Source organism: Pseudomonas sp. HMSC065H01 (assembly GCF_001815235.1).
Taxonomy (GTDB): domain Bacteria; phylum Pseudomonadota; class Gammaproteobacteria; order Pseudomonadales; family Pseudomonadaceae; genus Pseudomonas; species Pseudomonas aeruginosa.
The window spans coordinates 76,961-97,466 of record NZ_KV819834.1 but is presented as its reverse complement, the minus strand read 5'-3'; the positions used below and the strand labels follow the sequence as shown (position 1 = coordinate 97,466).

The following is a 20,506-nucleotide window of genomic DNA, read 5'->3' as shown; positions in this document are numbered from 1 at the left end:
CGCGGCTTTCCCCTGCCTCCCGCCGGCCCGCCGCGCGCCGGATCGTGACGGGTCTCAGCAGCGTTCCGGCCCCACACCCGCGAGCCGAACGTCTACCTGCCGTACAACGGCGGGCGTTTAGCGAGAGAGTCCCATGCCCGAGATTTATCATTACCTACAACAATTGGTTAACGGCCTGACCGTCGGCAGCACCTATGCGCTGATCGCGATCGGCTACACCATGGTCTACGGCATCATCGGCATGATCAACTTCGCCCACGGCGAGGTGTACATGATCGGCTCGTACATCGCCTTCATCGCCATCACCCTGCTGGCGATGATGGGGCTGGACAGCGTTCCGCTGATGATGCTCGCCGCATTCGCCGCCAGCATCATCGTCACCAGTGCCTTCGGCTACAGCATCGAGCGGGTCGCCTACCGCCCGTTGCGCGGCGGCAACCGCCTGATCCCGCTGATCTCCGCGATCGGCATGTCGATCTTCCTGCAGAACGCCGTGATGCTCTCGCAGGACTCCAAGGAAAAGGCCATCCCGACCCTGCTGCCCGGCAACTTCGTGTTCGGCGAAAGCAGCATGAACGGCGTGGTGATCTCCTATATGCAGATCCTGATCTTCGTCGTCACCTTCCTGGTGATGTTCGGCCTCACCCTGTTCATCTCCCGCTCCCGCCTGGGCCGCGCCTGCCGCGCCTGCGCCGAGGACCTGAAGATGACCAACCTGCTGGGTATCAACAGCAACAACATCATCGCCCTCACCTTCGTCATCGGCGCCGCCCTGGCCGCCGTCGCCGCGGTGCTGCTGGGCATGCAGTACGGCGTGATCAACCCCGGGATCGGCTTCCTCGCCGGGATCAAGGCGTTCACCGCCGCGGTGCTCGGCGGCATCGGTAGCATCCCCGGCGCCATGCTCGGCGGCCTGCTGCTGGGCGTCGCCGAAGCCTTCGGCGCCGACGTGTTCGGCGACCAGTACAAGGACGTGGTGGCCTTCGGCCTGCTGATCCTGGTGCTGCTGTTCCGACCTACCGGCATCCTCGGTCGTCCGGAGGTGGAAAAAGTATGAGCCAGTCCCTCAAGCGCGCGCTGTTCAGCGCCCTCCTCGTGATCCTGGTGTCCTATCCGATCCTAGGCCTGAAGCTGCGCACCGTCGGCATCAAGCTCGAGGTCCTCGGCGCCGATGCGCAGACCCTCTGGACCATCGCCGCGGCCGCCCTGGCCATGTTCGTCTGGCAGCTGTTCCGCGACCGCATCCCGCTCAAGCTGGGTCGCGGCGTCGGCTACAAGGTCAACGGCAGCGGCCTGAAGAACTTCCTCAGCCTGCCATCGACCCAGCGCTGGGCGGTCCTCGCCCTGGTCGTGGTGGCTTTCGTCTGGCCGTTCTTCGCCTCGCGCGGGGCGGTGGACATCGCCACTCTGATCCTGATCTACGTGATGCTCGGCATCGGCCTGAACATCGTGGTCGGCCTGGCCGGCCTGCTCGATCTCGGCTACGTCGGCTTCTACGCGGTAGGTGCCTACACCTACGCGCTGCTCGCCGAGTACGCCGGGTTCGGCTTCTGGACCGCCCTGCCGATCGCCGGGATGATGGCCGCGCTGTTCGGCTTCCTCCTCGGCTTCCCGGTGCTGCGCCTGCGCGGCGACTACCTGGCGATCGTGACCCTCGGCTTCGGCGAGATCATCCGCATCCTGCTGCGCAACATGACCGAGATCACCGGCGGCCCCAACGGCATCGGCTCGATCCCCAAGCCGACCCTGTTCGGCCTGACCTTCGAACGCCGCGCGCCGGAAGGCATGCAGACCTTCCACGAGTTCTTCGGCATCGCCTACAACACCAACTACAAGGTCATCCTGCTCTACGTGGTGGCCCTGCTGCTGGTGCTGCTGGCCCTGTTCGTGATCAACCGGCTGATGCGCATGCCGATCGGTCGCGCCTGGGAAGCGCTGCGCGAGGACGAAGTGGCCTGCCGCGCTCTCGGTCTCAACCCGACCATCGTCAAGCTCTCCGCCTTCACCATCGGCGCCAGCTTCGCCGGTTTCGCCGGCAGCTTCTTCGCCGCCCGCCAGGGCCTGGTGACGCCTGAGTCCTTCACCTTCATCGAGTCGGCGATGATCCTTGCGATCGTCGTACTCGGCGGCATGGGTTCGCAGCTCGGCGTGATCCTCGCCGCGGTGGTGATGGTGCTGCTCCAGGAAATGCGCGGGTTCAACGAATACCGCATGTTGATCTTCGGCCTGACCATGATCGTGATGATGATCTGGCGTCCCCAGGGACTGCTGCCGATGCAACGCCCGCACCTGGAGCTGAAGCCATGAGCCGACCGATTCTCGAAGTGAGCGGCCTGACCATGCGCTTCGGCGGCCTGCTGGCCGTCAACGGCGTCAACCTGAAGGTCGAGGAAAAGCAGGTGGTCTCGATGATCGGCCCGAACGGCGCCGGCAAGACCACCGTGTTCAACTGCCTGACCGGCTTCTACCAGCCCACCGGCGGCCTGATCCGCCTCGACGGCGAGGAGATCCAGGGCCTGCCCGGTCACAAGATCGCTCGCAAGGGCGTGGTGCGGACCTTCCAGAACGTCCGCCTGTTCAAGGAAATGACCGCGGTGGAGAACCTGCTGGTCGCCCAGCACCGCCACCTCAACACCAACTTCCTCGCCGGCCTGTTCAAGACCCCGGCATTCCGCCGCAGCGAGCGCGAGGCCATGGAGTACGCCGCGCACTGGCTGGAGGAAGTCAACCTTACCGAGTTCGCCAACCGCAGCGCCGGCACCCTCGCCTATGGCCAGCAGCGACGCCTGGAGATCGCCCGCTGCATGATGACCCGCCCGCGGATCCTCATGCTCGACGAGCCGGCCGCCGGCCTCAACCCGAAGGAGACCGACGACCTCAAGGCGCTGATCGCCAAGCTGCGCAGCGAGCACAACGTGACGGTATTGCTGATCGAGCACGACATGAAGCTGGTGATGAGCATTTCCGACCATATCGTGGTGATCAACCAGGGCGCCCCCCTGGCCGACGGGACGCCGGAGCAGATCCGCGACAACCCGGACGTGATCAAGGCTTATCTGGGGGAAGCGTGAGCATGCTGAGTTTCGACAAGGTTTCCACCTACTACGGCAAGATCCAGGCGCTGCACGACGTCAGCGTGGAAGTGAAGAAGGGCGAGATCGTCACCCTGATCGGCGCCAACGGCGCCGGCAAGTCGACCCTGCTGATGACGCTCTGCGGCTCGCCGCAGGCGGCCAGCGGCAGCATCCGCTACGAAGGCGAGGAACTGGTCGGCCTGCCCTCCTCCACCATCATGCGCAAGAGCATCGCGGTGGTCCCGGAAGGCCGCCGGGTCTTCTCCCGCCTGACGGTGGAAGAAAACCTGGCGATGGGCGGCTTCTTCACCGACAAGGACGACTACCAGGTGCAGATGGACAAGGTGCTGGAACTCTTCCCGCGCCTGAAGGAACGCTACGAACAGCGCGCCGGGACCATGTCCGGCGGCGAACAGCAGATGCTCGCCATCGGCCGCGCGCTGATGAGCAAGCCAAAGCTGTTGCTGTTGGACGAACCTTCGCTCGGCCTGGCGCCGATCATCATCCAGCAGATCTTCGAGATCATCGAACAGTTGCGTCGCGAAGGCGTCACCGTGTTCCTCGTCGAGCAGAACGCCAACCAGGCGTTGAAGCTCGCCGATCGCGCCTACGTGCTGGAGAACGGCCGGATCGTCATGCACGACACCGGCGCCGCCCTGCTGACCAACCCGAAGGTGCGCGACGCCTACCTCGGCGGCTGAGCACCGTCCCGCCGGAGACTTCAGCGCATACGAAAACGGCCCTCACGGGCCGTTTTTTATGCCGAGGCGTACCGGCTACAGGCCGTAGCGCTCGATAGCGTCCAGGTGCGGCTGGGTGTCGACCTCCGCCGCTTCCGCCAGGCGCAGCCAGCACATGCGGTGCGGCCATTGCCCGGTGGCCTCCTGCAACGCCTGGTGCAGGTCGCGCGGCGCCTGCTGCGCGGGTGTCGCGACGGTGAAGTAGATCGCCCGCAGTTCCTCGCCGCTGCTGGCATCGGTGACCTGGTAGTCGCGGTTGCTGTGCACCCAGACCTTCCAGCCGCGCGCGTCGAGCGTTTCGCGGAAGGCGTCGAAGGCCTCGTCGCCCGGATAGACGCCGTCCACCAGCCAGCTCGGCGAGTAACCACCGCTCTCGAGGACGTGCACCACCGCATAGGTGGGAACGAAACGCTTGCGTTCCTCCTCATCTTCCGGAGCCGGATAGATCAGGCCGGCGTCGAACACCACCCAGTCACCGACCCGCTGGCTGCGGTTGCCCGGCGCGTTCTCGAGGACCCGCGCGGTCACCGGGCCGGTGCGCCGGGCGTAGTAGTCGAGCGCTTCGCCATCCTCGATGTAGCGGACGATCACCCAGCCCCAGTCTTCCTCGATCGGTCCGTCGCCGGCGGCGAACTCCATGCCCATGCCGGCAGCGACCTCGCGCAGCATCGTCCAGTCGCGCGCGGCGCTGGCGGCGGTCATCTGGTCCCACTGCACCGACTGCGGCTCCTCCAGCTTGCCGGCCAGACGCTGGTAGGCCAGCGCCGCCTCGGCGAAGCGATCCTGCTCCATCAGCGCCTTACCCAGCAGGCTGTGGGCTCCCAGCGAGCCGGGAGAAATTTCCAGCACCGATTGGCAGGCGCGCTCCAGCTCCGGCCAGTCGTTGAGTTTCTCGGCCAGCTTGACTTCGCTCCACAGCGCGATCAGCGGCACGCTGTCGGCGTAGAGCCGGCCGAGGCGCTTGACCTGGTCGTACTCGCCGCGGGCCAGCAAGGCATTGAGCAGGTAGTAGGCCAGTTGCTGCTCCTCGTCGGTGTGGCGCTCGACGTACTCCCAGAGCAGGTCGATGGCCTCGTCGTCGGCGGAGCAGGCCTGTAGCGCCGAGGCGGCCACTTCGCGCAAGGCGGTGTCGTCGGGCCGCTCGGCCAGCGCCTGGAGCAGCCACTGCACTTCTTTCTCCGGGTTGCGCGGCGCGTCTTCGCTGCCCTGCGCAGCCAGCCAGTCGAGCAACTCCGCAGCCGGCACCGGCAGCTCCTGCTGCTGCGGCGCGGCATCGATCTCCTCCCTCAACCCGGCGAGCAACTGGCTGGCGCCCCGATCGCGCTGCAACTGTTGAGCATGCTGTTCGGCCAGCGCCAGGTGGCGCCTGGCGCTCCATACCGAACCGCGTTGCAACGCGAGGCGGATGGCCTGGCTGGCAACATCGATGACCACCCGGTGCGCGCCCTTCTGCGAGTAGTGTTCGAGCATCTGCTGCAGGCGCCCGCCGAAGTCCCAGGTGTTGCGCTCAGGGGTCCGTTGCAGCAGCAGGTAGACGGCGCGCAGCCAGATCGTACGATAGCGCGGGGCAATCTCGGAGAACGGCAGCAGCGCCTCCAGGGCCTCCTCGTCGCGCCCCAGCAACGCCAGGCCGTGGGCCTTGTACAGACGCCGCGGCTGGCTGATGTTGTTCCACTCCGCGCCCTCGACCTTCTCCTCCATCTCGCCGATCAGGGCCAGCGCCTGTTCCGCGCGCCCCAGGTTCAGCAGGATCGCCACGCGCATCTCCAGGAGGCTGTCGAATACCTCCTCGCCGGCGGCGAGGATCTTCTTCTCCTGTTCGGCCAGGAAGGCCAGGGCATCTTCGCCGCGCCCGTCGTCGAGCAGCGCCTCGGCCTTCTCGTTGCTCAGACAGTGGAAGCAGGCCCAGGTCGGGTCGATCCGCGCCAGGGTCTCGTCGCACACCTCGATGCGTTCCTCCACCCAGCCCGGGCCGTCGACGTTGGCGTAGCACGACGCCAGGTCCTGGGTCACGCAGACCGACTGCGGGCAGGCCTGGGTGTCGTCGCGGTTGGCCAGTTCGAACAGGGAAACGGCGTCGGCCAGGGCGGTCTCACCCTCCAGTTGGTTGCCGACCCGGTTACGCATTTCCCAGTGGCGGACGAAGATTTCCAGCCACGGGTTGTTCAACGTCCGGCTCAGCGCCTTGACCTCCGGCAACAGCGCCTCGGCGCGCTCCACCTCGAGGTCGCAGACGTACGCGGTGAGTTCGTCGATCAGCCGCGCACTCTGCTCCTGGCCGGCCTCACGCAGGTCGGCGCGGAGCTTCTCCACCCAGTTCCAGATATCCATATGCTTCAGTCTCCATCAGGCGTGTTGCGAATTTTCTTATTGCCCCAGCAGGCGCTTCACCGAATCGGCGAGTCCGGCCAGGGCCTGGTTCAGCGAGGTCGCGGGCTGGCCGCGTCCCTGTCCGGCGATGATCACTTTGAACGAGCGCAGCAGCAACGCCGCATGGGCCGCTTCGTCGCGTTCCTCGCCGACGGCCGCGAGCAGCGCCTGCACCGCCGGATTGTCGAGGTTGACGTAGAGCCGGCTCGGCTGGCAATTGTCGAGCTTGCGGGTGAACTGCCGGGCCAGGCGCAACGCCGCGGTGGAAATACGCTTGTCGGCCTCGTCGTCCTCCAGTCGCCGCTTGAGTTCGGCGTCGCGGTCAGGCACCACCACAAGCGGCAATTCCTCGGGGCTGAAGCGGGCGATCACCAGCTGCTCCTCGGCGCCGCCCAGGTGTTCGGCCAGCCAGCCGGTCTCGCGCTCGGGCAGTCGGTCGAGGCGGAACAACTGGCGGTTGCCCTGCTCGGTGCCCAGCTCCACCAGGCGCATCCCCTTGGCCTGCGCCCAGCGACGGAGGAAGGGTACTACCGCATAGCGATTGCCATGGGCCACCGGTACGCCCATGGCACGGAACAGCATTTCCTCGAAGCCGCTGTCGTTGTCCAGCAGCACATGCACCGCTCCGCGCGAAAGGAGTTCGGAAGCCGGGAGGTCGCCCTGGGAGGTGGGTACGCGCAGGCTGTCCATCATCAGCGCGAACAGACGCTCGTCGCACAACGCCGCTCCCAGCAGGGCCTCGTTGTGCCGCAGCAGGACCCGCCGCCAGGCCTCCGGCTGCTGCCGCGCCACCTCGCCGAGCCCGGCGATCAGCGCCTCGGCCAGCGCATGCTGGATCGCCGCGTAATGGTCGTCACGCTGCAGGTCCTCGCGGCTGGCGGTGGGCGTCAGGCGGTTCGATTCGATCACCCCGCCGACGAACCCGGCCCAGGACGGCAGCAGGTCGCGGGCGTCATCGTCGAGCAGCATGCCGCGAAGGAATACCGAGAGATTGCGGTTGTCGCTGGTGCCATAGGTGCCGCCGTCCTGAATCCACAGCAGGCCCTGCACGTCGACCCGCTCGTCCGGGCGCACCGGCAGGCAGCAGATCGGCTCGAAGTCGTGCTCGAAGCGTGCGGCGAACTCCAGGTCGCGGCGCTGCCGTTGCAGCGGGTGCAGCGCGGCGTCGGCGGCCAGCCGCCACGGCGGCGGCTCCGGGTTGATCGACTGGGCGTCGCCGCCGACGTGGATCGGCTCGCGCAGCAGCACGCAGTAGCGTTCGAGGATCTCGCGCAGGCGCGCGGCCTGGGTCAGCGCACTGTATTCGTCCTGCATTTCGAGGGTGATCTCGGTACCCACCGGGCGCGCCGGCATCGGCGTCACGCTGTATTGCTCGGCGTTGCTGGAGACGTAGCAGAAGCCCAGTTCCGGCTGCTGGTAGGACGTGGTCCGCACGCTGACCCGGCGGGCCAGGACGAAAGCGGAGAGGAAGCCCAGGCCGAACATGCCGATCAGCCCGCTGTCCTCGTGGCCGGACTGGCGCAGTCCGCGGGTGTAGCCGACGCCGACGGTGGCCAGGTAGGCGTGGATTTCGTGCTCGGTGAGCCCGGCGCCGGTGTCGACGATGCGCACGGTGTTGCTGGCACTGTCGCCGATCACCTCGATTCGCGACGGCCCTTGCCAGTCGGGCTGCTCCAGGCGGCGACGGAGGATCGAGTCGTGGGCGTTCTGCACCAGCTCGCGCAACGCCACGGTGGGCGTGGAATAGAGGTGCTTGCTGAGCACCGACATCACGCCGTTGAGGTCGACTCCAGCGCGACGGATCTGGGGAGTGTTCGATTGCGGAAAGCTGCTTTGCATGTCCCTATCCAAGCGTTCGATGAATGGCGTCCGCTCGCACGCGAGCGGTCCGGTGCGGGATTCTGCCACGTTCCGTCACGTTCCTTGTGCAACGACGTGCCCGCGATGAGCTTCAGGCCGCATGGAAGCGGCCCGGAGTGCAATAGAGCCGCGTCGCGGCGAAATGTTCAACCCTCCAGGCCGATCAATTGTCGCCGGCTGCGCTCGAACCAGTCGAGCAGGTAATCGGCGAGTACCTGGGTGCGCCGCGGCAGGCCGCCCTGGAACGGATGGACGAGGAACATCGGCGTGCTGCGCGTCTGGTAGTCGCGCAGCAACCAGGCCAGGCGGCCGTCGCCCAGTTCGTCGTGGACCATGTATGACGGCAGCCGGGCGATGCCGGTGCCGGCCAGCGCGGCCTTCTTCAACAGGCTGTAGTGGTTGCTGGCGAGAAAGCCGGAAACCCGTACCCGCTCCAGCCGATGGCGGCGGTGATAGAGCCACTCCTCGTGGCCGCTGTAGTGCGAGTTCAGCAGGCACTCGCGCTCGGCCAGCTCGGCCGGGCGTTGCGGCTCGCCGTGTCGCGCCAGGTAGGCGGGACTGGCGCAGGTGATTTCCTGCAGGACGAACAGCGGCCGCGCCACCAGCCGGGCGTCCTGCTCGACCCCAGAGCGGATCGCCAGGTCGAAGCCCTCGCCAACCAGGTCGCGCAGGCCGTTGTACAGGTCCAGCTCGACACGCAGCAGCGGATGGCGCTCCTGGAAGTCCTCCAGCAGTGCATCGAACAGGGTCTCACCCAGCGAGACCGGGAGGGTCACCCGCACCCGTCCTTCCGCTCGCTCCTGCAAGCGCGCCACCGCCTGCCGCGCGCGCTCGGCCTGCACCAGCAAGGCCTGCGCCTCGGGCAGCAGCGCGGCGCCGGCGGCGGTCAGCGAAAGACGGCGGGTGGTGCGGTGCAAGAGGGTCACGCCGAGCTTCTGCTCGAGGACGCCAATGCGCTTCGACAGTTGGCCCTTGCTGCAACCGAGGCGCTCGGCGGCGCGGGTGAAACTGCCCAGGTCGTGGAGTACGGCGAAGGCGGCGAGATCGTCCAGGTCCTTCACGATTGTTTCCCTATGAAAACGGTAGGTTGTCGATTGACAGGATTATCCATGGCAAAAGCGACTCTACACTGGAAACCACTCACCTTCACTCAACGAGAGGCCTGTATGAAAATCATCCTGATCGGCGCCAGCGGCACCCTTGGCAAGGGTATCGACAAAGAACTCGGCGAGCGCCACGAGATCGTCCGGGTAGGCCACAGCAGCGGCGATTTCCAGGTCGACATCAGCGACTCAGACTCCATTCGCGCCCTGTTCGAGAAAACCGGTCGCTTCGACGCGCTGGTCGCCGCGGTCGGCAAGGTGCACTTCGGCGCCCTGGAGGAAATGGGCGAGGCGCAATACCAGCTCGGCCTGCGCGACAAGCTGATGGGCCAGGTCAACCTGGTACTGCTCGGCCGCGAGTACGCCAACGACGGGGGCTCCTTCACCCTCACCAGCGGCGTGCTCGCCGAGCAGCCGATCCGCTTCGGCAGTTCGGCGAGCATGGTCAACTGCGCCGTCGAGGGCTTCGTCCGCGGCGCAGCCCTGGAGTTGCCGCGCGGCCTGCGCATCAACGCCGTCAGCCCGACCGTGGTCAGCGAGGCGCTGCCCGGCTACGCGCCCTACTTCCGTGGCTTCAAGCCGGTTCCGGCGGCGGACGCCGCGCTGGGTTACGCACGCAGCGTGGAAGGCGCGCAGACCGGCCAGGTGTACCGCATCTGGTAAGCGATATTTCTCAGGAGAGGCGGTCGGCGTAGCAGGTCGGCGAACTACCCGGCTGCTGGCGGTCCAGCTCCTCCTCGAGGAACTCGGCCAGCACCACGGCATTGTTGTGCTGCTGGTCGTGGGCGCCGTAGAGCAGCGTCAGGGTGCCCTCGCGAGCGCTGTCGAGCAGGCCCCACCAATGTTCCGGGTGCGCCTGCAACTCGGCGCGGTAGTGTTCGCGGAAGCTGTCGAAGAGTGCCGGATCGTGGCAGAACTGCTTGCGCACCTCGTTGGAGGGCGCCACGTCCTTCAGCCAGTCGTCCATGGCCAGGGCTTCCTTGCGGATGCCGCGCGGCCACAGCCGGTCCACCAGTACGCGCCGGCCATCGGCGGGCGACGCCGGTTCGTATACACGCTTGCATTGGATCATCGATCGACTCCCTGGTTGCGATGAAGTCCGATCCGGACTTGAGCTAGGCCCGGACGCTCGGTAACGTGGGCGCATTTTCGATGGAGTCTTCCCTATGCGCCCTGCCCGTCTGCTGGTCTACAGCCTGCTCCCCTTGTTCGCCGCCTGCCAGGTGTGGAAGCCCGAATCGCCGAGCACCAGTGTAGACACCCGCTTCCAGGGCGAACTGGTGAAGATCAACGGCGCGCTGCAATTCCGCCCCTGTACCGAGAAGCGCCTGTTCAGCATCGAGGACGTGGCCAATACCGGCCTGCGCCGCGAAGCCGACAGCCTGTTCGACGACGGCGCCCAGGGCCTGTTCGTCGACCTGCGCGGCACCATGGGACCGGCCAAGGTCCGCGGTACCGACGGCAAGCTGGAGGTCAGCCGACTGTACCGCGTGCAGAACGAGGGCCCCGGCTGCGACGACCCGAACTTCAAGCTGCTGACCTTCGCCGCCAACGGCAACGAACCCTTCTGGAGCGCCAGGGTGAACAACCAGGGCCTGCGCCTGGACCGCCCCGAACACGAGACCCTGGCCTTGCCTTACGTCGCCGAGGAACTGCCGAACGGCAGCACCAGCTATTCCAGCGAGGCGAACGGCAAGAAGGTCGAATTGTGGATCGCCCCGTCGTCCTGCACCGACAGCATGAGCGGCGCCTTCAGCAGCTACTCCGCCGAACTGCGCATCGATGGCGAGACGCTGCGCGGCTGCGCCTATCCGGGCGCACTGGGCAAGTGAAGCGAGGGGCCGCGCGACGGCCCTTTCCCTACAAGAGCAATCCGGCCTGCTCCAGGCGCCGCCGCAGCGCCGTCAGGCCGCCCTCGTACTCCCAGTAGGCGACGCGCCCGTGGGAGGCGCTGACCAGCAGGTATTTCTCGCTGATCGACTGGATCCGTTCGATGCGCAGCAGTTTCTCGACGAAGCGTTCCTCGCCGATCTGCTCGACGATTTCCCGGTTGTCCGCGTCGTAGCCGTGGACCATGAAGGCGGCGCGCACCTTGAGGCGGATGAAACTCATCGCACGGCTCTGCGCTGGAGGGAAAGATTGCGATGGCACACTGTCGAGCGCCCCGAGCCGTTCGGTCGCCGCGCCGGATCGGCGTAGGTTTCCAGCTCGACGAAGCCGGCCTTGCGCATCATTCCCGCCGACGCCAGGTTCTCTTCGTGACGATCGATATAGACGTCCTCGATGCCTTCGTCGGCCAGTTGGGCCAGCACCGCCTCCAGCAACGCGCTGCCGAGCCCCTGGCCGGCCGCCGCCGGATGCACTACCGCCTCGCAGATGTAGGCCCGCGGCGCATCGGCACGCTGCGGCTGGTAATGGGCGAAATCCTCGGTGCGACGGAAGCTGGCGAACCCCAGCAGCCGATCGTCGCGCTCGGCCAGGACGGCACGTACCTCGCCGTCGGCGATGGCTCGCAGATGCGCACGCACCCCCTCCTCCGGCAAATGGTTCCAGGGATTCGGCCCGTGGCGCAGCAACAGGTCGGTCATGGCCTCGATATCGCCGGTTTCGGCAGCTCGCAAACGGTGCATATCCACTCCTTCAAAGTCCAGCCACCAGCAGCCCGTCGGGCAACGCCACGCCCCGCTCGATGCAGGCAGCCAGCGCCTCGACCAGGGGTTCCAGCGCATAGCCCTGCCTGGCCAGCCAGACCGGATCGTAATAGGTGGTCACATAGCGTTCGCCGCCGTCGCAGAGAATCGCCACCAGCGAACCCTTCTCGCCGGCCGCGACCATTTGCCGTGCGGCCACCAGGGCGCCGATCAGGTTGGTTCCGCTGGAGCCGCCGACCCGCCGCCCCAGGCGTCGGGCCAGGTAATGCATGGCCGCCAGCGACCAGGCGTCCGGCACCTTGACCATCGCGTCGATCACTTCCGGCAGGAAGGACGCCTCGACCCGCGGCCGGCCGATGCCCTCGATCCGCGAACCGCAATCCAGGGTCAGGCCACGGTCGCCGCTGACATAGGCGTCGAAGAACACCGAACGCTCGGCGTCGGCGCAGAGTACCCGGGTGCAGTGCTGGCGATAGCGCACGTAGCGGCCGAGGGTCGCCAGGGTGCCGCCGGTACCGGGGCTGGAGATCAGCCAGGTCGGGGTCGGGTACGGCTCGTGGCGCATCTGCTGGAAGATCGATTCGGCGATGTTGTTGTTCGCCCGCCAGTCGGTGGCGCGCTCGGCATAGGTGAACTGGTCCATGAAATGGCCACCGCTCTCCCGCGCCAGGCGTTCGGACTCGGCGTAAATCTGGGTGGGGTCCTCCACCAGGTGGCTCTGGCCGCCGTAGAAGGCGATCTGGGCGATCTTTTCCTTCGAGGTGCTGGCCGGCATCACGGCGATGAAGGGCAGGCCCAGCAGGCGTGCGAAATAGGCTTCGGAAATCGCCGTGGAACCGCTCGATGCCTCGATCACCGGCGCGGCCGGCCTGAGCCAGCCGTTGCACAGCGCATAGAGGAACAGCGAGCGCGCCAGGCGATGCTTGAGGCTGCCGGTGGGGTGGCTGGACTCGTCCTTGAAGTACAGTTCGACGCCAGGCAGGCCGGGAGTCTCCAGGGGGATCAAATGGGTATCGGCGCTGCGCTGGAAATCCGCTTCGATGATGCGGATCGCCTCGCGGGCCCATTGGCGGTGGTCGACGGTCATGGAAACTCCTTCAGTTCAGGACGCCGGCCGGAGGCGGCGGCGGAGCGCTGCGCCACTGGCTGATGGCGACGCCGATGAAGACCAGGCCGGCAGCGAGCATCTGCGGGCCGTTGAGGGTTTCGCCGAGGAACAGCGCGGCGAATACCAGGGTGAAGACCGGGATCAGGTTGATGAAGCCCGAGGCCTGGCTGGCCGGCAGTCGACCGACGCCGAAGTTGTACAGGCCGTAGGCGCCCACCGTGACCACCACGCCGAGATACACCACCGCCTGGATCCCCAGCGCGCTGGGCTGGCTCGGCAGGTCGGCGCTGGCCAGCGCCAGCGGCAGGAAGAACAGCGTGCCGACGAAGGCCTGCATGGCGGTCAGGGCGAATGCCGAGTAGCGCGCCGAAAGGTGCTTCAGCAACAGGGTATAGCCGGTGGCGCAGAGCATCGCGAGAAGTTCGAAGAAGTTGCCCAGCAGCGGCTGCGGCGCGTGCAGGTCGGGCTCGCCGGCGAGGCTCAGCCAGATCGAACCGAGCACCGCCAGGCCAAAGCCGATCCAGGTCATCCGGCCGATCCGTTCGTGCAGCAGCAACCAGGCCCCCACCGCCACCAGCAACGGCAGCAGCGCGGTGATCATCCCGGCCTGGGCCGCGCTGGTGTATTGCAGGGCGAAGGATTCGCAGAGGAAGTACAGGCAGGGTTCGCAGACGGCCAGGCCGAGCAGGTACTTCCAGTCGCCCGGGCGGTAGTCGATGCGTCCGCGCCAGCGCCAGGCAACGAGGAACACCAGGCTGCCGAGGGCCATGCGACCGAAGATCACCCAGAGCGGCGGCAGTTCGCGGAAAGCGACCTTCAGCACCACGTACGAACTGCCCCACAGCGCCATCGCCAGGATCAGGCAGGCCAGGGCGAACCAGCGCGTCCGAGTCAAGGGAATCTCCACCACGGGCGCCGCCGCGGCGCCGGAAAAAGGACTCCCAGTATAGGCAGCCGGCTAGCTGCGCCGACAGGCACAGAAAGCGGGCAAAACTGTTGCGCCGGGCCTCACTGCTCCCAGGGCTTGCCGCGAGTCTTCTTCTCCAGCGGCAACTGCTGCAGCACCGCGGCCTTGGCCAGCATGTAGGCGCTGACCGGGGCGCTGATGAAGAGGAACAGGCTGATCAGCAATTCGTGCAGGCTGATGCCCGCCTGGCGGTTGGAGAAATAGATCAGCGAGGCGACGATCACCCCGCCGACCCCGAGGGTGGTGGCCTTGGTCGGCCCGTGCAGGCGCATGAAGAAGTCCGGCAGGCGGTACAGGCCGATCGCGCCGATCAGGACGAAGGCGCTGCCCAGCAGGAGGAACGCCGAGACGATGATTTCCAGCCACAGGCTCAGGGGTTCGCCAGTCATTCGATGATGTCTCCGCGCAGCATGTATTTGGCCACCGCCACCGTACCGACGAAGCCGAGCACCGCGATCAGCAGCGCCGCCTCGAAGAACAGGTCGCTGTCGCGCCAGATGCCGTACAGCACCAGCAGCGCGATGGCGTTCACGTAGAGGGTGTCCAGCGCCAGCGCCCGGTCCGGCAGGCACGGCCCCTTGACCAGGCGCGCCAGGGTCAGCAACAGGGCCAGGCCGAGCAGCGCCAGGCACAGCGGGATCACGTAAGCGAGCATGGGAAGATCTCCTTCAGCGGCGCTTCGTAGCGTTGCTTGATCTCGGCGATCAGCGCCGCCTTGTCCGGCACGTCGAGGCCGTGCACCAGCAAGGTCTTGCGGTCGTCGCTGAGGTCCGACGACACCGACCCCGGGGTCAGCGAGACGATGCTCACCAGCACGCTGATGGCGAGGTCGTTCTCCAGCTCGATCGGCACCTCGACGAAGGCCGGACGCAAGCGCTCGATCGGTCCGAGGGTCAGGCGGGCGACCTGGATGTTGGCGACGAGGATGTCCCACATCACCAGCGCCAGCAGCTTCAGCAGCAGCAACGGATGCCACTCCTGGCTGCGCCCGACCAGCAGGCGGTTGGTCAGCAGCGGAATGCACACGCCGAGGAAGGCGCCGAGCAGCCAGTGGCCGATGGCGAAGGAATCCACCAGCAGCAACCAGACCAGCAACAGCAGGACACTAAGCACGGGATGAGGCAGTACGCGAAGAAGCGGACGCGGCAACGAGCGGCTGATCATGCGGCACCTCCGCGGGTGATGATCTGGCGATACAGGTCGAGGTCGTGCAACTGCGCCGCGGTGGCCTGGACGTAGGCCAGCAGCGGCTTCGCGGCGAACACCAGCAACGGGCCGGCGGAGAGCAACAGGATGCAGGCGAACAAGCGGCCGTGGTCCAGTTCGGCGCTACCGAGCACGGTATGCCCGGTGCGCCAGAACAGCGTGCTGCCGGCCCGGCTCAACGCCACCAGCGCCACCAGGCCGCTGCCCAGTACCACGCTCCATAGGGCCAGCGCCTGGCTGCCGGGAGCGACCGACTGCAAAAGCATGACCTTGCCGAAGAACCCCGACAATGGCGGCAGACCGGCAACGGCGATGGCGCCGATGAAGAAAGCCCCGCCGAGCAACCGAGGATTCTGCAACGCCGGGCCCTGGACTAGGTCGCCGGCCTTGTCGCCGCGCTGGCGGGCGACCAGGTCGGCGAGCAGGAACAGGCCACCGGCGATCCAGGTACTGTGCAGCAGGTAGTACAGCGACGCCGCCAGCGCCCGCTCGCTGCCCAACGCCACGCCAGCCAGGAGGGTTCCGGCGGAGACCACCACCAGGTAGGCCAGCAGGCCTTGCAGGGTCCGCGCCGCCAAGGCACCGATCGCGCCCAGGCCGAGGGTCGCCAGGGCCAGCGGCCAGAGCCAGGCCTGCGCCAGGTTGGCCAGCTCGCCGGCGGCATCGCCGAAGACCAGCGTGTAGACCCGCAGGATCGAGTAGATGCCGACCTTGGTCATGATCGCGAACAGCGCCGCCACCGGCGCGCTGGCCGCGGCATAGGCGCGCGGCAGCCAGAAGTACAGCGGCAACAGCGCCGCCTTCAGGGCGAACACCACCAGCAGCAGGAGCCCGGCTGCCGCCAGCAGCGGCGCGCGCTCGGCATCTGCCATGGCGATCTTCTGCGCCATGTCGGCCATGTTCAGGGTGCCGGTGAGGCCATACAGGGTACCCACGGCGATCAGGAAGAACGCCGAGCCGACCAGGTTTAGGATCACGTAGTGCAAGCCCGAGCGTACCCGCTCCGCGCCGCCGCCATGCAGGAGCAACGCGTAGGAGGCGATCAGGAGTATCTCGAAGAACACGAACAGGTTGAACAGGTCGCCGGTCAGGAAGGCGCCGTTGATACCGAGCAGCTGGAACTGGAACAACGCGTGGAAATGCTTGCCCAGGCGGTCGTCGCCACGCAGCGCGTAGATCAGCGCGGCGCTGCCGAGCACCGCGGTGGCCAGCAGCATCAGGGCGGCGAGACGATCGAGCATGAGCACGATGCCGAACGGCGCGGCCCAGTTGCCCAGGGCATAGACGCTCAGGTCGCCGCTGGCGGCCGTACGTATCAGCAGCAGGCTCAGGGGGATCAGCGCCAGCGCCGCGAGCAACGACAGGCCGCGCTGCCAGCGCTCGGCCAGCGGTAACAGCAGCAGGCTGCCGGCAAACAGGGGGAGCAGGATCGGCAGGATCAGCCAATGGCTCATGGGCGCGGCTCCTCCTCGTCCGGGCGTCCATCTACGTGGTCGCTGCCGAGGTCACCGAGGCCACGCAGGGCCAGGACCACGACAAAGGCGGTCATGGCGAAGCCGATGACGATGGCGGTCAGCACCAGCGCCTGCGGCAACGGATCACCATACTCCCCGGGAGTGCCGATCACCGCGACGCTGCCGCCGAGCCGGCCCATGGCGAACAGGAACAGGTTGACCGCGTAGGAGATCAGCGTGAGACCGAGCACCACCGGGAAAGTCCTCGCCCGCAGCAGCAGGTAGACGCCGCTGGCGGTGAGCAGGCCGAGGGTGATGGCGAACAGGGCTTCCATCAGAGCGCCTCCTCTTGTGCGACGGGTTCAGGCATCAGGCTGAGCTTGCCGAGGTAGGACAGGATCAGCAGCGCGGCACCGACCACGGTGAGGTACACGCCGAGGTCGAACAGCATCGCCGTGGCCAGCTCGATCTCGCCGATCAGCGGCAACTCGAAGTGGCCGAACGCGGAAGTCAGGAACGGATAGCCGAACAGCCAGCTGCCGAGCCCGGTGAGCCCGGCGATCAGCACTCCGGCGCCAGCCATGGCCGCATAGTTCAGCGGCAGGCGCTGCTCGACCCACTGCGAGCCGCTGGCGATGTATTGCAGCACCAGGGCGATGGCAGTCACCAGGCCGGCGATGAAACCTCCGCCCGGCAGGTTGTGGCCGCGCAGGAAGATGAACACCGAGATCAGCAACGCCAGCGGCAGCAGCACCCGCGACAGGGTTTCCAGGATCAGCGGGTGCTTGGCGTGGGCCCAGTTGCGACCCTGCGGGTCGCAGGTCGGCTTGTGCAGGGCGAAACCGGCGAGCATCGCGTAGATGCCGACGCCGGCGATCGCCAGCACGCTGATCTCGCCGAGGGTATCGAAACCACGGAAGTCCACCAGGATGACGTTGACCACGTTGTAGCCGCCGCCCCCGGAGACGCTGTTCTCGACGAAGAATCCGGCGATGCTCTCGTAGGGCCGGGTCAGCACCGCGTAGGCCAGCAGCGCCACCAGCATGCCGACCCCGCCGGCCAGCGCCACGTCGCGCAAGCCGCGCAGGCTGGAGGACTCCGCCGGAGTGCGCGAGGGCAGGAAATACAGCGCCAGCATCAGCAGGACCATGGTCACCACTTCCACCGACAACTGGGTCAGCGCCAGGTCCGGGGCCGAGAAGCGAGCGAAGGCCAGGGCCACCAGCAGGCCGGCGACGCTGAGGATCAATAGCGCGACCAGGCGCATACGATGGAACAGCGCCGTGGCCAGGCCGCTGAAGGCCAGCACCAGCATGCCCAGGGCGGTGATACCGTCCAGCGGGGTCAGGCCGCGCGAGCCGGTCAGCCTCGCCAGCGGTGCCAGCTCGACCGCCACCACGACCAGCGCCGCGCCCAGCAGCCAGGCCAGGTAGCGCTGCAGTGACCCGTTCTCCAGCCAGGCGGTCAGGCGCGCGGCCAGGGCCACCACACGTTGCACCTGCTGCTCGAAGACCAGCTTGGCGTCCACCTCCGGTAACCCGGCGTACCAGTTGAACAGCGGCTTGCGCAGGACATAGACCAGCACACCGCCAACCAGCGCCACCACGCTCATCAGCAATGGCAGGTTGAAACCGTGCCAGATCGCCAGGCTGTATTCCGGCAGTTGCCCGCCAAGGCTGGCACTGGCGGCGGCGGCCAGCAGCGGCGCCACGGTGTAGGCCGGCAGCATGCCGACCAACAGGCAGAGGAACACCAGGATCTCCACCGGTACCTTCATGTAGCGCGGCGGCTCGTGGGGCGGGAACTTCGGCAACCGGGCCGGCTCGCCGTTGAAGAACACGTCGTGGATGAAACGCAGCGAATAGGCCACCGAGAACACGCCGGCCAGGGTCGCCACCGCCGGCACCAGCCAGTTGAAGCTGCCCAGCAGGTTCTGGCTGAGGGTTTCGCCGAAGAACATCTCCTTGCTGAGGAAGCCGTTCAGCAGCGGCACCCCGGCCATCGCCAGGGAGGCGACGATGGCCAGCACCGCGGTATGCGGCAGGTACTTCCACATCCCGTTGATCAGGCGCATGTCGCGGCTGCCGGTCTCGTGGTCGATGATCCCGGCGGCCATGAACAGCGAGGCCTTGAAGGTCGCGTGGTTGATGATGTGGAACACCGCGGCGACGTTCGACAGCGGGGAGTCGAGGCCGAACAGCAGGGTGATCAGGCCCAGGTGGCTGATCGTCGAGTAGGCCAGCAGCCCCTTCAGGTCATGCTGGAACAGTGCCATGCCGGCCCCCAGCAACAGCGTCACCAGGCCGCTCAGGCTGACCAGGTAGAAGAACCACTCGGTGCCGGCCAGCGCCGGATACAGCCGGGCCAGCAGGAATACGCCGGCCTTGACCATGGTCGCCGAGTGCAGGTACGCGGAAACCGGGGTCGGCGCCGCCATCGCGTGGGGCAGCCAGAAATGGAAGGGAAACTGCGCCGACTTGGTGAACACGCCGAGCAGGATCAGTATCAGCACCAGCGGATACAGAGCGTGGGCGCGGATCAGCTCGCCAGCCGCGAGGACCTCGGTGAGTTCGAAGCTGCCGGCGATGTGGCCGAGCAGCAGCACCCCGGCCAGCAGCGCCAGGCCGCCCCCTCCGGTAACGGTCAGGGCCATCCTCGCACCCTTGCGGGCGTCGGAACGGCTGCCCCAGAAGCCGATGAGCAGGAACGAGGACAGGCTGGTCAGCTCCCAGAAGAGCATCATCAGCAAGAGATTTTCCGCGAGCACCACGCCGAGCATGGAGCCCATGAACAGCAGCAGGAAAGCGAAGAAACGCCCCATCGGCTCCTGTTCGGAGAGGTAGTAGCGGGCGTAGAGGATCACCAGCAGGCCGATGCCGAGGATCAGCAGGGCGAAGAGGAAACCGAGGCCGTCCAGGCGCAGGCTGAGGTTGATGCCGATTTCCGGCAGCCAGGAATAGCTGGCGGTCAGGGTCTGCCCGGCGAACACCGTGCCGCGCTGTCCGAGCAACAGGATCAGGCCGATCAGCGGCGCCACGCCGGCGGACGCCGCGCACAAGGTGCGGCCGCCACGCTCGGCAAGCAGGGGCAACAACGCCCCCATGAACGGCAGCGCGATGATCAGCGCCAGAATCATGGGCTACTCCTCTTCGATGGCGGAGCCCCCGGCATGCCTGGCCGGCGGTGCTTCCCCGCGGTTGTCGGTGCGCGGCCGGATCGCCAGCAGCTCGAAGCCCCATCGGCCACCGGCAGGCGCGGCGCGACGGAACTACGATTATCGCAATCTATCGAACGAACGTCATGGATTGAATTATTACAAAATTCAGGCGTTCCGACTGCCGGAAAGCCGAAAAAAACTCTGCAACGGCAACGACTTGAAGCTTAGCAAGACAACGCCGGCAGTGGTTCGGCGCTACAACGAAAACGGCCGGCGAAATGCCGGCCGCGGGATAACGTGGGAAGAATCAGTGGGCGACGCGGCTGGTGCCGTTGACGGTCAGGATGCGCACGCGCTCGCCGACGCGGAAGATCTGGCCCTGGTCGACCTGCTGGACATAGGCGCGGGTGCTGCCGTCGTCTTCGCGCACGGTGATCTCGACGCCCTGGGTGCGCGTCAGGCCTTCTTCGGTAGCCGCGCCCAGCAGGCCGCCAGCGACCGCGCCGATGATGGCCGCGACGTAGCTGCCCTTGCCGCCGCCCACCGCGCTGCCGGCGACACCGCCGACGCCGGCACCGGCGATGGAACCGATCGGGGTCTTGGTGCCTTCGATCTTGACCGGGCGCAAGGCCTGGATGGTGCCCATGCGTACAGTCTGCACGGTACGGGCTTCCTCACGGCTGTAGGTATCGCCGGTGAGGCTGGATTGGCAGCCGCCAAGAGCCAGGGCCATGGCGGTGAAGGAAGCAACGATCAAGGCAGACTTGCGCATAACGGCATCTCCGAAAGGGATAACTGACGAATATTAGACTCTCC

At 66.9% G+C, this 20,506-nt stretch carries 21 protein-coding genes; 6 read left to right on the top strand and 15 right to left on the bottom strand.

What is annotated here, in order from left to right; genetic code table 11:
- Window positions 1-133 precede the first annotated feature (133 nt).
- Genes livH through HMPREF3014_RS02540 form a run of 4 tightly spaced genes read left to right on the top strand, consistent with a single transcriptional unit; the run spans window position 134 to window position 3,775 of the window.
- Complete coding sequence (gene livH / locus HMPREF3014_RS02555) at window positions 134-1,057, top strand: high-affinity branched-chain amino acid ABC transporter permease LivH (RefSeq protein WP_003086391.1); 924 nt, start codon at window positions 134-136, stop codon at window positions 1,055-1,057.
- Window positions 1,054-2,307 (top strand): high-affinity branched-chain amino acid ABC transporter permease LivM, encoded by a 1,254-nt coding sequence (locus HMPREF3014_RS02550; RefSeq protein WP_003082131.1) that lies wholly within the window; start codon window positions 1,054-1,056, stop codon window positions 2,305-2,307. Before livH ends, HMPREF3014_RS02550 begins: the two co-directional genes overlap by 4 nt.
- Complete coding sequence (livG, locus tag HMPREF3014_RS02545) at window positions 2,304-3,071, top strand: high-affinity branched-chain amino acid ABC transporter ATP-binding protein LivG (protein ID WP_003082125.1); 768 nt, start codon at window positions 2,304-2,306, stop codon at window positions 3,069-3,071. The genes HMPREF3014_RS02550 and livG overlap by 4 nt, the downstream gene beginning before the upstream one ends.
- 2 nt (window positions 3,072-3,073) lie before the next feature.
- A complete protein-coding gene (locus HMPREF3014_RS02540) occupies window positions 3,074-3,775 on the top strand; it encodes an ABC transporter ATP-binding protein (protein ID WP_003086389.1) in 702 nt (233 codons plus the stop codon).
- Between the two features lie 75 nt (window positions 3,776-3,850).
- Here HMPREF3014_RS02540 and HMPREF3014_RS02535 read toward each other — a convergent pair whose 3' ends face one another.
- From HMPREF3014_RS02535 to HMPREF3014_RS02525, 3 genes are all read right to left on the bottom strand, one after another.
- Entirely contained in the window at window positions 3,851-6,145 is a 2,295-nt protein-coding gene (locus HMPREF3014_RS02535) for a tetratricopeptide repeat protein (protein WP_003082116.1), read from the bottom strand.
- A gap of 36 nt (window positions 6,146-6,181) precedes the next feature.
- Window positions 6,182-8,092 (bottom strand): ATP-binding protein, encoded by a 1,911-nt coding sequence (locus tag HMPREF3014_RS02530; protein WP_073647914.1) that lies wholly within the window; start codon window positions 8,090-8,092, stop codon window positions 6,182-6,184.
- 98 nt (window positions 8,093-8,190) lie between these two features.
- Entirely contained in the window at window positions 8,191-9,105 is a 915-nt protein-coding gene (locus HMPREF3014_RS02525) for a LysR family transcriptional regulator (RefSeq protein WP_003116312.1), read from the bottom strand.
- Window positions 9,106-9,210: 105 nt separating this feature from the next.
- On the opposite strand from HMPREF3014_RS02525, the gene HMPREF3014_RS02520 reads away from it, so the two are divergent.
- A complete protein-coding gene (locus HMPREF3014_RS02520; RefSeq protein ID WP_003112511.1) occupies window positions 9,211-9,810 on the top strand; it encodes a short chain dehydrogenase in 600 nt (199 codons plus the stop codon).
- Window positions 9,811-9,820: 10 nt separating this feature from the next.
- Here the strand turns inward: HMPREF3014_RS02520 and HMPREF3014_RS02515 are convergent, their stop codons facing one another.
- Window positions 9,821-10,219 carry a DUF488 domain-containing protein gene (locus HMPREF3014_RS02515; RefSeq protein WP_003116310.1) on the bottom strand — a complete coding sequence of 133 codons (399 nt, stop codon included), beginning with the start codon at window positions 10,217-10,219 and terminating at the stop codon, window positions 9,821-9,823.
- A gap of 94 nt (window positions 10,220-10,313) precedes the next feature.
- Between HMPREF3014_RS02515 and HMPREF3014_RS02510 the strand changes: the two genes are divergently transcribed.
- Entirely contained in the window at window positions 10,314-10,979 is a 666-nt protein-coding gene (locus HMPREF3014_RS02510; protein WP_003082099.1) for a COG3650 family protein, read from the top strand.
- 28 nt (window positions 10,980-11,007) lie between these two features.
- On the opposite strand, the gene HMPREF3014_RS02505 is transcribed toward HMPREF3014_RS02510, so the two are convergent.
- From HMPREF3014_RS02505 to HMPREF3014_RS02455, 11 genes are all read right to left on the bottom strand, one after another.
- On the bottom strand, window positions 11,008-11,259 hold the full coding sequence (locus tag HMPREF3014_RS02505) for a hypothetical protein (protein WP_003082096.1): 252 nt from the start codon (window positions 11,257-11,259) through the stop codon (window positions 11,008-11,010).
- A complete protein-coding gene (locus tag HMPREF3014_RS02500; protein ID WP_003082093.1) occupies window positions 11,256-11,777 on the bottom strand; it encodes a GNAT family N-acetyltransferase in 522 nt (173 codons plus the stop codon). The genes HMPREF3014_RS02505 and HMPREF3014_RS02500 overlap by 4 nt, the downstream gene beginning before the upstream one ends.
- A gap of 10 nt (window positions 11,778-11,787) precedes the next feature.
- The gene (locus HMPREF3014_RS02495) at window positions 11,788-12,885 is read right to left on the bottom strand and encodes a PLP-dependent cysteine synthase family protein (RefSeq protein ID WP_023087682.1); all 1,098 of its coding nucleotides are present in this window, start codon (window positions 12,883-12,885) and stop codon (window positions 11,788-11,790) included.
- A gap of 10 nt (window positions 12,886-12,895) precedes the next feature.
- Window positions 12,896-13,801, bottom strand: a complete 906-nt coding sequence (locus HMPREF3014_RS02490; protein WP_003082086.1) for a DMT family transporter — start codon at window positions 13,799-13,801, stop codon at window positions 12,896-12,898.
- A 113-nt stretch (window positions 13,802-13,914) separates the two neighbouring features.
- Window positions 13,915-14,262, bottom strand: coding sequence for a Na+/H+ antiporter subunit G (locus tag HMPREF3014_RS02485; protein WP_003082083.1), 348 nt, complete (start codon window positions 14,260-14,262; stop codon window positions 13,915-13,917).
- Window positions 14,259-14,528 carry a K+/H+ antiporter subunit F gene (locus tag HMPREF3014_RS02480; protein ID WP_003082079.1) on the bottom strand — a complete coding sequence of 90 codons (270 nt, stop codon included), beginning with the start codon at window positions 14,526-14,528 and terminating at the stop codon, window positions 14,259-14,261. Before HMPREF3014_RS02480 ends, HMPREF3014_RS02485 begins: the two co-directional genes overlap by 4 nt.
- Window positions 14,513-15,037, bottom strand: coding sequence for a Na+/H+ antiporter subunit E (locus HMPREF3014_RS02475; protein WP_003082074.1), 525 nt, complete (start codon window positions 15,035-15,037; stop codon window positions 14,513-14,515). The genes HMPREF3014_RS02480 and HMPREF3014_RS02475 overlap by 16 nt, the downstream gene beginning before the upstream one ends.
- Complete coding sequence (locus HMPREF3014_RS02470; RefSeq protein ID WP_003082071.1) at window positions 15,034-16,533, bottom strand: monovalent cation/H+ antiporter subunit D; 1,500 nt, start codon at window positions 16,531-16,533, stop codon at window positions 15,034-15,036. Before HMPREF3014_RS02470 ends, HMPREF3014_RS02475 begins: the two co-directional genes overlap by 4 nt.
- Complete coding sequence (locus tag HMPREF3014_RS02465; RefSeq protein WP_003082068.1) at window positions 16,530-16,868, bottom strand: Na+/H+ antiporter subunit C; 339 nt, start codon at window positions 16,866-16,868, stop codon at window positions 16,530-16,532. Before HMPREF3014_RS02465 ends, HMPREF3014_RS02470 begins: the two co-directional genes overlap by 4 nt.
- Window positions 16,868-19,669 (bottom strand): monovalent cation/H+ antiporter subunit A, encoded by a 2,802-nt coding sequence (locus tag HMPREF3014_RS02460; protein ID WP_003082059.1) that lies wholly within the window; start codon window positions 19,667-19,669, stop codon window positions 16,868-16,870. Before HMPREF3014_RS02460 ends, HMPREF3014_RS02465 begins: the two co-directional genes overlap by 1 nt.
- A gap of 328 nt (window positions 19,670-19,997) precedes the next feature.
- The gene (locus HMPREF3014_RS02455; protein ID WP_003082056.1) at window positions 19,998-20,462 is read right to left on the bottom strand and encodes an outer membrane lipoprotein; all 465 of its coding nucleotides are present in this window, start codon (window positions 20,460-20,462) and stop codon (window positions 19,998-20,000) included.
- Between the last annotated feature and the right edge of the window lie 44 nt (window positions 20,463-20,506).